The organism is Streptomyces sp. SDT5-1 (genome assembly GCF_052245995.1).
Taxonomy (GTDB): domain Bacteria; phylum Actinomycetota; class Actinomycetes; order Streptomycetales; family Streptomycetaceae; genus Streptomyces.
The window spans coordinates 1,210,589-1,223,140 of the sequence record NZ_CM125963.1 but is presented as its reverse complement, the minus strand read 5'-3'; the positions used below and the strand labels follow the sequence as shown (position 1 = coordinate 1,223,140).

Sequence of the window (12,552 nt, the reverse complement as noted above, 5' to 3'; positions counted from 1 at the left end):
CGACACGAGAGAAAGGGTGACCCCGTGGCCACCACCACGCACCGCGCCGCCGTGCTGCACGGCCCCAAGGATCTGCGCGTGGAGGACCGTCCGGTGCCCCAGCCGGGCGCGGACGAGGTCCTCGTCGCCGTCCGCGCCGTCGGCCTGTGCGGCTCCGACCTGCACTACTACGAGCACGGCGAGAACGGTCCCAACGTGCTGCGGCGGCCGACCGTCCTCGGCCACGAACCCGCGGGCCACACCGTCGGCGACGCGGACGGCCTGCCCGCCGGCACACCTGTCGCCATCGAACCCGCCCACCCCTGCGGACGCTGCGCCCTGTGCCGCGCCGGCCGCTACAACCTCTGCCCGCAAGGAACCTGCTTCGGCTCGCCTCCCACCGACGGCGCGCTCACCGAACTCGTCGCCGTACCACGGGACTTCGTGCACCCGCTGCCCGACGGCATGGACGTGAAGCTGGGCGCGCTCGTCGAACCCCTCGCGGTCGCCGTGCACGCCGTGCGCCGCGCGGCCGTCGAGCCGGGGCAGCGGGTCCTGGTCACCGGCGCGGGGCCCATCGGCGTGCTCGTCGCGCAGGTCGCCGCCGCCTGCGGAGCCACGGTCACCGTGTCCGACGTGGCGCCCGCCCGGCGGGAGTTCGCGCAGCGGCTCGGCCTGGCGAGCGTCGACGCCGCCGCGCTCACCCCCGACCCGGCGCGGGCGCACGCCCTCGCCGCCCCCGAGGGGTACGACACCGTCCTGGACTGCTCCGGCGTGGGCCCCGCCCTCGTCTCCGGCATCCGCGCGCTGCGCCCCGGCGGCACCGCCGTCGTCGTCGGCAACCCGGTCCACCCGGACACCGAACTGCCACTGGCCTGGATGCAGCGCCAGGAACTGACCCTGCTCACCTCCTTCCGGTACGCCGCAGGGGACTTCGCCGCGGCCGTACGGCTGGCAGGAGCGGGCCGCGTCCGCCTCGACGGGCTGGTCACCGCCGAGTTCCCGCTGGAGCGGGCCGACGAGGCGCTGCGCACCGCGCTCACCGACCGCACCCAGCTCAAGGTGCTCGTCACGCCCGGCGGGGCGGACGCGTGAGCGCGCAGCACCGCGCGCTGCCGCGCCTGACCCGTGGCGCGCTGCCCGTCCCGGGCCTGCGCCTTCCGCCGCCCACCCCCGAGGCGGGCATCGTCCACCTCGGCCTCGGCAACTTCCACCGCGCCCACCAGGCGGTGTACACGGCCGACGCGCTGCGGCACACCGAGGGCCCGTGGGGCATCACCGGTGTGTCCACCACGCCGGGCGCCGGGCCCCGGCCGGTGATCGAGGGCATGGCCGCGCAGGACGGCCTCTACACCGTGCTCACCCTGCACCGCGACGGCGCCGTCGCCGCGGGAGTGCCCGGCGTGCACCACCGGGGGCTCGTCGCCGACGGGCAGGGCGCGGAGGTGGTCGACCTCATCGGCAGTGCCACCACTCGCATCGTGTCCCTCACGGTCACGGAGAAGGGCTACACGTTCGGCGCGGACGGCCGCCTCGACCTCGACGACCCGCTGGTCCGCGCCGACCTCGCGGGCGGCGCCCCGCGCACCGCCATCGGCCTGATCGCGCGCGGTCTGCAACGCCGCCTGCGTGCGGGCGCACCACCTGTCACCGTCCTGAGCTGCGACAACCTCATGGAGAACGGGAACCGCCTGCGCGCCCTGCTGGGGGAGTTCACCGCCGCGCTGCCCGCCGGGGAGCGCGACGACCTCCAGGCGTACCTCGACGCCTCGGTGTCGACGCCGAACGGCATGGTCGACCGCATCGCCCCCGCCACCACCGACGAGCACCGCGCGCTGACGGCCCGCGCGTTCGGCGTCCGCGACACCGTGCCAGTGCCTGCCGAGCCGTACAAGCTGTGGGTGATGGAGGACGACTTCCGCGCCGGGCGGCCCGCCTGGGAGCACGCGGGCGCCGTGTTCACCAAGGACGTCGCGCCGTACGAGCTGATGAAGCTGCGCCTCCTCAACGGCGCGCACTCGCTGCTCGCCTACCTCGGACTGCTGCGCGGCCACCGCTCCATCGACGCGGCCGTGACCGACGAACTCCTCGGCGGCACGGTCGAGTTCGCGATGCGGGAGGAGATCCTGCCGACCGTCCGCGAACCCGACGGCCTGGCCGGCGCCGCGTACATCGGTCAACTCCTCGACCGCTTCGCCAATCCGGCGCTCGGCCACCGCACCGCGCAGGTCGGCTCCGACGGCTCCCTGAAGATCCCGGTGCGCTGGGCGGGGCCCCTGGCCGAGTCGCTGGCCGCCGGGCGCGTGCCGCGCGTGCTGGCGCTCGGCCTCGCCGCGTACGCACGGGTCCTGACCGTCGACGGCGCGTACGACGAGCGGGCCCTGGGCGCGGTGCGCGACGGCGCCCGCACCCGGCTCACCGACCTGGTGTCACGGGCGGCAGGACCCGAGGCGAAAGTCCGGCTGCTCCTCGCGGAAGGCGGTCTGGTGCCCCAACAGGTGGCACAGCACGCCGAGTTCGCCGCCGCGGTCGCCGAGTCCGCCCGGATCCTGGACGCGCACGGCGCCGAGGCCGCGCTGCGGGCCGCCCGCGCCTGACACACCATCCGACGACGCACACCAAGGAGAACGGCACCGCATGCCCTCCACCATCGCCTCCGCCGAGGTCTTCGTCACCTGCCCCGGCCGCAACTACGTCACCCTGAAGATCACCACGTCCGACGGTGTCACCGGCATCGGCGACGCCACCCTCAACGGCCGGGAGCTGGCGGTCGCCTCCTACCTGCGCGACCACGTCTGCCCGACGCTCATCGGCCAGGACCCGGCCCGCATCGAGCACCTGTGGCAGTACCTCTACAAGGGTGCCTACTGGCGGCGCGGCCCGGTCACCATGACCGCCATCGCCGCCGTCGACGTCGCCCTGTGGGACATCAAGGGCAAGGTCGCGAACCTGCCCGTCTACCAGCTGCTCGGCGGCGCGGCCCGCGACGGTGTCACCGTCTACGGCCACGCCAGCGGCAACACGATCCCCGAACTCCTCGACGACGTGCGCCGGTTCCGCGACAAGGGCTTCCGCGCCGTCCGCGCCCAGGCGGCGGTGCCGGGCCTGGAGCGGGTCTACGGCATGCGCAAGGGCGGCGGGGACACCTACGAGCCCGCCGACGGCTCGCTGCCGACCGAGGAGGTCTGGGACACCGGCGCGTACCTCGACTTCGTGCCGCGGTACATGGCCGCCGTCCGCGAGGAGTTCGGCTACGACTTCCACCTGCTGCACGACGTCCACCACCGCCTCAGCCCCATCGAGGCCGGGCGGTTCGGCAGGTCCCTCGAACCGTACCGGCTGTTCTGGATCGAGGACCCGACCCCGGCCGAGGACCAGGAGGCCTTCCGCCTGATCCGGCAGCACACCACGACGCCGCTCGCGGTCGGCGAGATCTTCAACTCGATCTGGGACTGCCAGCACCTGATCACCAACCGCCTGATCGACTACGTCCGCGCCTCCGTGTCGCACGCCGGCGGCATCACCCACCTGCGCCGCATCTTCTCCCTCGCGGAGCTGTACGGGGTGCGGTCGGGCTCGCACGGCGCCGGTGACCTCTCCCCGGCGTCGTTCGCCGCCGCGCTCCACCTCGACCTGACGATCCCGAACTTCGGCATGCAGGAGTACATGGCCCACCTCCCCGGCTACGAGGAGGTGTTCCGGACGTCCTGGACCTTCGAGGACGGCCTCATGCATCCGGGCGACCGCCCCGGCATCGGCGTCGAGTTCGACGAGAAGGCCGCCGAGCGGTTCCCGTACGAGCGCAGGTACCTGCCGGTGAACCGGCTGCGGGACGGGGCCGTGCACGACTGGTGAGGTCAGCCGGCGCAGTCCTCCGGTGACGTCCCCGCAGCGGTCAACGGCAGGCCGAGCGCGGCCCGTTCCGCGACCCAGCGGGTCGGCCGGTACCGGGGGTCGCCCGTCGTGGTGTGCAGCGCCCGCTGCAGCTCCAGCAGACGGGCGGCGCCGATCCGGTCGCCCCAGGCCAGCGGGCCCACGGGGTAGCCGAGGCCGAGCGTCACCGCCAGGTCGATGTCGGCGGGCGTCGCGAGGGACCGCTCGGCGATCGACGCGGCGACCGACACCACGGACGCCAGGAGGCGCTGCGCCACCGAACCCGCGGTGTCCCGTACGAGGGTCACGGCACGGTCGGCGCGGGCGAGCACCGCGCGGGCGTCGCGGGCCGCCGCCGGATCGGCCGCCGGGGTCACTGAGAGCACCCGTCGGCCGCCCGCGAGGGACAGCGGGTCCACGCCGAAGGTGCGTGCGGCGGGAAGCCCTTGGCCGGCCACGGCGTCGGCCACGCTCGTGCCCCACACCGGCACGAGGACGACGGCCTCGGGGGAGAGGTCGTCCCGCACGCGGGCACCCGCCGCCGTCAATGCCTCGCGCAGCGCCCGCGCGTCCGCGCCGTCGCCCGGCACGTGCACCGCACGGTCCGCGTCACCGGTCACCGGCTCCTCGACGGTGTCCTCGACCTCGGGTCCGTACGCGTACCAGCCCTGCCCGGTCTTGCGGCCGTGCAGGCCCGCCGCGACCCGGTTCGGTGTCAGGTACGAGGGGCGCAGCCGGGGCTCGTGGCGGAAGCCCTGCCAGATCGAGTCGATGACCGCCGCCGTGACATCGAGCCCGGTGAGGTCCATCAGCTCGAACGGGCCCATCCGCAGGCCCAGGACGTCACGGGCGATCCGGTCGATGTCGACGGGCCGCGCCACCGACTCCTCCAGGAGTGCGAGCGCCTCCGTCACCAGGCCGCGCCCCGCGTGGTTGACGAGGAAGCCCGGGGTGTCGGAGACCGTGACGGCGCGGTGCCCGCAGCCCTCGACCAGCTCCGTGAGCGCCGCCGGGATCTCCGGGCGCGTGGCGGCGCCCGGCACCACCTCGACGATCCTCATCAGCGGCACGGGGTTGAAGAAGTGCAGGCCCGCGAGGCGCGACGGGTCGTCGAGCGTCGCGGCGATCCGCGTCACCGACAGCGAGGACGTGTTGGTGGCGAAGACGGTGGAGGCGGGCAGCACCTGGGCGAGCCTGCCGAACACCTCCGCCTTGGTGTCCAGGTCCTCGCGCACCGCCTCGACGACCAGCTCGACGTCGGGGCCCGGCGCCCACGGATCGTCCAGCGGGACGAGCCGCGCCACGGCCGCCGCGCTGTCCTCCGCGCTCATCCGGTCCTTGGCCACCGCGCGGTCCAGCATCGACCGCACGAAGTCGACGGCCTCCCGCACCGCCTCCGTGCGTACGTCGCCCAGCTCGACGGTGTGTCCGGCGCTCGCCGCCCACTGGGCGATGCCGCGCCCCATGGCTCCGGCGCCGACGATCCTGATGCGCATGACAGAGGGAACCTTTCGTAGGAGGGGTGTCTCTCGCAGAAGGGTGTACGAGGGCGGGTCAGCGGAGGTAGACGCGGCCGGGGTCGACGTCCTCGCGCAGCAGCCGCAGCTCGGCCGCGCTCGGCGGCTCCACGGTCTCGACGCGGTCGGCCACCTTCAGGTCCCAGCCCGTCGCCGCCCTGACCTGCTCGACGGTGACACCGGGGTGCACGGCGGTCAGCCGCAGCTCCTGGCCGATGCCCTCGCGGGACAGGATGCCCAGCTCGGTGATGACACGGGTGACACCGACGCCGAGCGGCCTGATGCCCTCGGCGAGCGCCCGGTCGGGGCCCGGCGTCGTGCAGAAGTCGAGGGTTTCGGTGAACGAGCGCGGGTTGTGGCGGCGCATCACGACGAACACCTCCCGCGAGTTGGCCATCACCTCGATGCCGCCGCCGGAGCCGGGAAGGCGTACCTGCGGGCTGTCCCAGTCGCCGATGACGGAGGTGTTGAGGTTGCCCCAGCGGTCGATCTGCGCGGCGCCGAGGAAGCCCACGTCGATGTGCCCGCCCTGGAGGACGCTGCCGAACAGGGTCGGCATCGAGAGGACCGCCTCCGCGCCCGTGATGAGGACGGCGTCGGCGATGGTCTCCGGAAGGTGCGAGGGGTGCGCGCCGCACACCCCGGACTCGTAGACCACCTCGATCTGCGGGGCGACCGTCAGGTGGGCCAGTTCGGTGGCGAGCGTGGGCAGGCCGATGCCGGCGAACACCGTGCGGCGCGCGGCCAGTTCGCGGGAGGCGACGACGGAGAGCAGCTCCGACGAGGTGACCGTGTCGGGTGCGGTGGCAGTCATGGTGGTCAGTTCCCTCTCGTGTGTCGCGCTCACAGTCGCCGTCCGTAGTTCACCGGTTCGCTCAGGGCCTCGCCGACCGCGAGCCCCTCCCAGAACTCCGCGCCCTGCTTGGCGACGTACTCGGCGTGGTCGGCCGTCCCGTACACCCACTCGGCGAGCCACTCCTGGAGCCGCTCGGGGTCCTTGCTGATGCCCGACCAGGCGCGGTAGAAGGCGTTGTCCCGGTCGTAGTAGCCCTGCGCGAACGAGGGGTGCGCGCCGCGCGGGCACACCACGACGGCGTCCACGGCGTGCGCGGGCACCAGCGTGCGGTTGGGGTCCGAGCGGACCACGTCGTCCTCGACGAGCTCCTCGACGACGACGATCGCTTTCTTCGCCGCGTACACCGCCTCGGCCTGGATGCCGGTGAGGCCCCAGATCTGGGTGTTGCCCAGCCGGTCGGCGCGCTGCGCGTGGATGATCGTGACGTCCGGGTTCACGGGCGGCACGACGTAGATCTGCTCGGGCTCGCCGTCCGGGCCGGGGTAGGGCGAAGTCACCTTGCGCAGCGCGTCGTTGATGCCCGGCAGGTCGCTGCCGCCGTAGCTGCGCAGCGGGTAGAACGGCAGGCGCTGGGCGCCCGCCAGATAGCGGCAGATCATGCCGTAGTGGCTGTACTCCTCGAAGGCGAGCGGCGCAGGGTCGGCCTTCTCGATGCGGCGGCGCAGCTCACCGAGCGAACCGGCGGAGGAGTTGCCGACGAAGGAGGAGACCAGGCGGGAGACACACCCTCCGGCGATCATCTGGTCGACGACGATGTCCGCCGTCATCCGGACCACCGTGAGGTCCCTGCGGCCCTGCCGGATGATCTCGTGCCCCGCGGCGGTCGGGACGAGATGGGTGAAGCCCTCGATGCTGACGGTGGCGCCGTCGTGCACGAAGGCGGCGACGGCCTCCTTCATCGACATGACCTTTGGTGACACGGTGCTCCTCCGTGAGTGCGTAGTGGTCGCCCTACCGTGTCAGCGCCCATTGATTGCCGTCCAATACCAAATTAAGGTCGGATCAAGACCTCTGATTAATGAATGGGGGCGGGGCTCGTGGAGCTGCGTCATCTCACCGCGTTCACCGCCGTCGCCGAGGAGCTGCACTTCGGCCGGGCCGCCAAGCGGCTCCAGATGGCCCAGCCGCCGCTCAGCCAGCAGATCAGGCAGCTGGAGAAGGAGCTCGGCGTCCAGCTCTTCGAGCGCAACACCCGCTCCGTGCGGCTCACCAGCGCGGGGGAGTCCTTCCTCGAACCCGTACGGACCGTGCTCGCCGATCTCGACACGGCGGTGCGGGCCGCGAAGGCGGCGGGGCGCGGCGAGTTCGGCCGGGTCACCATCGGGTTCGCCGGCGCGTCCAGCCACGAGACGCTGCCCCGCCTGACGCGTGCGGTGCGGGCCGCGCACCCGGCCATCGAGCTGGTCATGAAGGGCCAGACGTACGCGAACGTGGCCCTCGACCGGGTCGCCGACGGCACCCTCGACCTCGGCTTCGTCCGTCTCCCCGTGACCCAGCCGGGCGTCGCGCACCGGGTCATCGACGAGGAGGAGCTGCTGTGCGCGCTGCCCTCCGACCACCACCTCGCCGGGCTCGACGAGATCCCCATCGGCATCCTCGCCGACGAGCCCTTCGTCTCCTTCCCCGCGAACGCCGGGTCCACGGTCCGCGACGCCATGGTCGAGACCTGCGAGGCCTCCGGCTTCAACCCGCGCGTGGTGCAGGAGGCCCCCGACTCGTACACGATCCTCGCGCTGGTCGCGGCGGGTGTCGGGGTCACGCTCACGGTGTCGTCGGTGCGCCACATCCAGCAGACCGGGCTCGTCTACCGGCCGCTCGCCGGCCCGACCATCCGGCGGCAGGCGGCCCTGGCCTGGCGGACCGACAACCCCTCTGCGGCGCTGCGGGCCGTGCTCGCGGTGTGCGAGGAGGCACTGCCGACGCCGGAGAGCCGCGATTGAGACGGCTCGCGTCTTGATCCGCTGAAAACTTGGTATTGGACCGACTCAGCGGTGGGGTGCGATGGTCGCCTCACCCCCTGAGCCGCCCGAAAGGTGTTCCGCCGTGCCCGAACAGGCCGATGTCGTCATCTGCGAACCGCTCCGCACCCCCATCGGACGCTTCGGCGGCGCCCTCGCAGGGCAGACCCCCGCGGCGCTCGCGGCCCGCGTCGTCGCCGAGGTCGTCGCCCGCACCGGCATCGACCCCGACCGCGTCGACGAGGTGATCCTCGGGCACGCCTACCCCAGCTCCGAGGCCCCCGCCATCGGCCGCGTCGCCGCCCTGGACGCCGGGCTCCCCGAGACCGTCACCGGCTCCCAGGTCGACCGGCGCTGCGGCTCCGGACTGCAGGCCGTGCTCGACGCCGCCATGCAGATCCGCGCGGGCTTCAGCGACGTCGTCATCGCGGGCGGCGTCGACGTGATGAGCGCCGCCCCGTACTACACGCACGAAGGCCGCTGGGGCATCAAGGGCCCGGGGCTCCAGCTCCACGACTCCCTCGCGCGCGGCCGGGTGACCGCGGGCGGCGTCCACCACCCCGTGCCCGGCGGCATGATCGAGACGGCCGAGAACCTGCGCCGCGAGTACGGCATCAGCCGCGCCGACCAGGACGCGCTCGCCCTGCGCTCCCAACAGCGCGCCGCCCGCGCGATGCAGGAGGGCCGCTTCGACGCGGAGACCGTGCCCGTCACCGTACGCGGCCGCAAGGGCGACACCGTCGTGAGCGTCGACGAGCACCCGCGCCCCGACACCACCGCCGAGCAACTCGCCAAGCTGCGGCCCATCATGGCCAAGGCCGACCCCGAGGCCACCGTCACCGCGGGCAACGCCAGCGGCCAGAACGACGCGGCCGCCGCCTGCCTCGTCACCAGCGCCGCCACCGCCGAGCGCCTCGGCCTCACCCCGCTGGTCCGCCTCGTCTCCTTCGCCCGCGCCGGCGTCCCCGCCGCCACCATGGGCATCGGCCCCGTACCCGCCACCCGCGCCGCCCTGGAGCGCGCCGGGCTCACCCTCGCCGACCTCGACCTGATCGAGCTCAACGAGGCGTTCGCCGCGCAAGTCCTCGCCTGCACCCGCGAGTTGGGCCTCGGCGAGAAGGACCACGAGCAGCGCGTCAACGTCAACGGCTCCGGTGTCTCCCTCGGCCACCCCGTCGGCGCCACCGGCGCCCGCATCCTCGCCACGCTCGCCCACGAGATGCGGCGCAGTGAGGCCTGCTACGCCCTGGAGACCATGTGCATCGGCGGCGGCCAGGGCCTCGCCGCGGTCTTCGAGCGCGTCGCCGCCTGACAACTCCCCGCACCACACCCCCCCACTCGTCCCCATCCGCTTGATCAACGACGTTCACGGAGCGACCCATGAGTGCGTCCACCGCCACCTCGCGCGCGGAGACCAGAGCCGCCAACAGAGCAGGATTCGGCGCCTTCGTCGGCTCCACCATCGAGTGGTTCGACTTCTACATCTACGGCACCGCGGCCGCGCTCGCCTTCGACAAGGTGTTCTTCCCCGAACTCGACGGCGCCATCGGCACGTTGGTCGCCTTCGCGACCTTCTGGGTCGGCTTCCTCGCCCGCCCGCTCGGCGGCATCGTCTTCGGCCACTTCGGCGACCGCCTCGGCCGCAAGAAGACCCTCGTCATCACCCTCCTGATGATGGGCCTGTCCACGACCGCGATCGGCCTGCTGCCCGGCTACTCGTCCATCGGCGTCGCCGCGCCGGTCCTCCTGGTGTGCATCCGCATGATCCAGGGCATCGGCCTCGGCGGCGAGTGGGGCGGCTCCGTCCTCATCGCCTCCGAGAGCGCACCCAAGGGCAAGTCGGTGCTGTACGGGGCGTTCGCCCAGCAGGGCTCGCCCGTCGGCAACACCCTCGCCACCCTCAGCTTCCTCGCCATCAGCCGGCTGCCCGACGACGCCTTCGTGTCCTGGGGCTGGCGCATCCCGTTCCTCGCCTCCGCCGTCCTCGTCCTCGTGGGCCTGCTCGTCCGCCTCAAGGTCGCCGAGTCCCCGGCCATGGCCAAGCTCATCGAGAAGAAGGAAGTCGCCAAGCTGCCGCTGACCGAGGTGCTGCGCAGCCACCCCGGCCTGATCGCCCTCGGCATCGGCGCCTGCACCATCGGCCTGTCCGCCACGTACTTCAAGTCGACGTTCGCCCTGTCCTGGGCGACCACCTCGCTCGACTTCGACCGCAGCTCGTTCCTCACGATCATCCTCGTCGCGAACATCACGCAGGTCCTCGTCCAGCCCTTCGGTGCCGTCCTCGCCACGAAGATGAAGAGCTGGGCGCGAGCGGTCACCGTCATGCTGGTGCCCGAACTGGTGCTGCTGCCGGTCATGTTCGTCCTCATCGGCACCAACAACTACGGCCTCGCGATGCTCGGCGTCGCCGTCGCCACCATCCCGCACTGCCTGTACTACGCGGCGCTCGCCGGCATGCTCGCCAGCCGTTTCCCCGCCCACCTGCGCTACACCGGCATCTCCCTGTGCTACCAGCTGTGCGGCACGCTCCTCGGCGGCACGACCCCGATCGTCGGCCAGTTCCTGCTCAACAAGACGGGCTCCATCACCGCGGTCATCGCCTACGCCCTGTTCCAGGTCGCGCTCACCCTCGGCTGCATGCTGCTCCTGCTCAAGCGCCCCAACCACGACGAGCTCGCGGCCGACCCGGAGCCCGCGCCGCGCGCGGTCGCGGCGTCCGCCTGACCCGAAGAGAACGACGAACGGAGCCCCACCCCATGCCCCTGACCGTGCACGGCATCCCGGAGATCCTCGCCCTCGCCGGGCGCGACCTCGGGCGCTCCGAGTGGAAGGAGATCACCCAGGAGCTCATCGACGCGTACGCCCATGTCTCCGGGGACCACCAGTGGATCCACACCGACGTCGAGCGCGCCGCGTCGGGACCGTACGGGCGCACCATCGCGCACGGCTACATGGTGCTGAGCTGGGGCATCCCGATGTTCGCCGAGCTGCTCCGGGTCGAGGGCGTGGGCCGCGCCCTCAACTACGGCGTGAACCGGGTGCGTTACCCGGCGCCGGTGCCCGTCGGCAGCCGAGTCCGCCTGCACGCCTCCGTCGCCGAGGTGAAGGAGGTCGCGCGGGGCGGGGTGCAGATGACACGGGCGTTCACGTTCGAGCTGGAGGGCTCCGAGAAGCCCGCGTGCGTGGCGGAGTCCCTCACGCACTTCTACCCCTAGGCGGTGGCCGCCTCCGGTGGGGCCGCGGGGTTCGCGGCCTCACCGAGCACGGCGAGCAGCCGCCGCTGGCTCACCACGCCGACCAGCACCTCGTCCTCGACGACGGCGACCGGCTCGGCGGCGCGCGCCGCGCACGGGGCGAACAGGTCGGCGAGCGGGGTGTCGGGGGAGACCCGGGCGCTGGCCCGCGCGAGCAGTTCGGTGTCGGTGGGCCCAGGACCGGCCGTGGTGGTGCGCAGCGTCTCGGAGGACTCCATGATGGCGCCGGCGGTGAGCACGCGCGAACGGTCCACGTCCTGGATGAAGTTGGCGACGTAGTCGTCCGCCGGGCGGATCAGGATGTCCTCCGGGGTGCCGTTCTGCACGATGCGGCCGTCGCGCATGACGGCGATGCGGTCGCCCAGGCGCATGGCCTCGTTCAGGTCGTGCGTGATGAAGACGATGGTCTTCTTGAGCTTCCGCTGCAGCACCAGCAGCTGGTCCTGCATGTCACGCCGGATCAGCGGGTCGAGGGCGCTGAACGACTCGTCCATCAGGAGCAGTTCGGCGTCCGTGGCGAGGGCGCGGGCGAGGCCCACGCGCTGCTGCATGCCGCCCGACAGCTCGTCGGGGAAGGACGCCTCCCAGCCCTTGAGGCCGGTCAGTTCGAGGGCCTCCGTGGCCCGCCGCTCGCGCTCGGCGCGCGGCACGCCCTGCACCGCGAGACCGTACGCCGCGTTCTCCAGCACGCTGCGGTGCGGGAACAGCGCGAAGTGCTGGAACACCATGCTGATCTTGTGGGAGCGGACGTCCCGCAGCTCCTTCGCGGGCAGCGCCGTCAGATCGTCGCCGTCGAACCGCACCTGCCCGGCCGTCGGCTCCGAAAGACCGTTCAGCATGCGCAGCAACGTCGACTTGCCCGAGCCCGACAGGCCCATGACGACGAAGATCTTCCCGGTCTCCACCTCGAACGAGGCGTCGATCACGCCCGCTGTGGTCCCTTCGGACCGCAGTTCCTCGCGGTCGGCGCCCTGGCGGAGCCGGTCCACCGCCTCTTCCTGTCGCCTGCCGAACACCTTGTACAGGTGCTGGGCCTCGAGCCTGACTGACACATGAACCCCGATCTCTTCGGCCTGCGCAGAGTCTCCGCGTCGAGCGATGTTCGTCGGCCGATG

Annotated in this window: 11 protein-coding genes; 7 read left to right on the top strand and 4 right to left on the bottom strand. The window is 72.6% G+C overall.

The window, feature by feature from the left end:
- Nucleotides 1–24 precede the first annotated feature (24 nt).
- The 3 genes from ACTWJ8_RS05790 to manD are packed head-to-tail and all read left to right on the top strand — an operon-like array spanning nucleotide 25 to nucleotide 3,834.
- A complete protein-coding gene (locus ACTWJ8_RS05790; protein ID WP_443263167.1) occupies nucleotides 25–1,074 on the top strand; it encodes an NAD(P)-dependent alcohol dehydrogenase in 1,050 nt (349 codons plus the stop codon).
- Complete coding sequence (locus ACTWJ8_RS05785; RefSeq protein WP_443263166.1) at nucleotides 1,071–2,576, top strand: mannitol dehydrogenase family protein; 1,506 nt, start codon at nucleotides 1,071–1,073, stop codon at nucleotides 2,574–2,576. The genes ACTWJ8_RS05790 and ACTWJ8_RS05785 overlap by 4 nt, the downstream gene beginning before the upstream one ends.
- 40 nt (nucleotides 2,577–2,616) lie before the next feature.
- A complete protein-coding gene (gene manD / locus ACTWJ8_RS05780) occupies nucleotides 2,617–3,834 on the top strand; it encodes a D-mannonate dehydratase ManD (protein ID WP_443263164.1) in 1,218 nt (405 codons plus the stop codon).
- 2 nt (nucleotides 3,835–3,836) lie between these two features.
- Here manD and ACTWJ8_RS05775 read toward each other — a convergent pair whose 3' ends face one another.
- Genes ACTWJ8_RS05775 through ACTWJ8_RS05765 form a run of 3 tightly spaced genes read right to left on the bottom strand, consistent with a single transcriptional unit; the run spans nucleotide 3,837 to nucleotide 7,130 of the window.
- Nucleotides 3,837–5,348, bottom strand: coding sequence for a 3-hydroxyacyl-CoA dehydrogenase (locus tag ACTWJ8_RS05775; RefSeq protein ID WP_443263163.1), 1,512 nt, complete (start codon nucleotides 5,346–5,348; stop codon nucleotides 3,837–3,839).
- A 58-nt stretch (nucleotides 5,349–5,406) separates the two neighbouring features.
- Nucleotides 5,407–6,183, bottom strand: a complete 777-nt coding sequence (locus tag ACTWJ8_RS05770; RefSeq protein WP_356381241.1) for a CoA-transferase subunit beta — start codon at nucleotides 6,181–6,183, stop codon at nucleotides 5,407–5,409.
- 29 nt (nucleotides 6,184–6,212) lie between these two features.
- On the bottom strand, nucleotides 6,213–7,130 hold the full coding sequence (locus ACTWJ8_RS05765; RefSeq protein ID WP_443264818.1) for a CoA transferase subunit A: 918 nt from the start codon (nucleotides 7,128–7,130) through the stop codon (nucleotides 6,213–6,215).
- Nucleotides 7,131–7,262: 132 nt separating this feature from the next.
- Between ACTWJ8_RS05765 and ACTWJ8_RS05760 the strand changes: the two genes are divergently transcribed.
- The 4 genes from ACTWJ8_RS05760 (at nucleotide 7,263) to ACTWJ8_RS05745 (ending at nucleotide 11,398) form a co-directional block, all read left to right on the top strand.
- Nucleotides 7,263–8,165: a LysR family transcriptional regulator gene (locus tag ACTWJ8_RS05760; protein ID WP_443263162.1), complete on the top strand. Its 903-nt coding sequence runs from the start codon at nucleotides 7,263–7,265 to the stop codon at nucleotides 8,163–8,165.
- Nucleotides 8,166–8,268: 103 nt separating this feature from the next.
- Entirely contained in the window at nucleotides 8,269–9,495 is a 1,227-nt protein-coding gene (locus ACTWJ8_RS05755) for an acetyl-CoA C-acetyltransferase (protein ID WP_443263160.1), read from the top strand.
- A gap of 68 nt (nucleotides 9,496–9,563) precedes the next feature.
- A complete protein-coding gene (locus ACTWJ8_RS05750) occupies nucleotides 9,564–10,907 on the top strand; it encodes an MFS transporter (RefSeq protein WP_443263159.1) in 1,344 nt (447 codons plus the stop codon).
- Nucleotides 10,908–10,939: 32 nt separating this feature from the next.
- The gene (locus ACTWJ8_RS05745; protein WP_443263158.1) at nucleotides 10,940–11,398 is read left to right on the top strand and encodes a MaoC family dehydratase; all 459 of its coding nucleotides are present in this window, start codon (nucleotides 10,940–10,942) and stop codon (nucleotides 11,396–11,398) included.
- Here the strand turns inward: ACTWJ8_RS05745 and ACTWJ8_RS05740 are convergent.
- Nucleotides 11,395–12,489 carry a quaternary amine ABC transporter ATP-binding protein gene (locus ACTWJ8_RS05740; RefSeq protein ID WP_356381226.1) on the bottom strand — a complete coding sequence of 365 codons (1,095 nt, stop codon included), beginning with the start codon at nucleotides 12,487–12,489 and terminating at the stop codon, nucleotides 11,395–11,397. The genes ACTWJ8_RS05745 and ACTWJ8_RS05740 overlap by 4 nt on opposite strands.
- Nucleotides 12,490–12,552 lie beyond the last annotated feature (63 nt).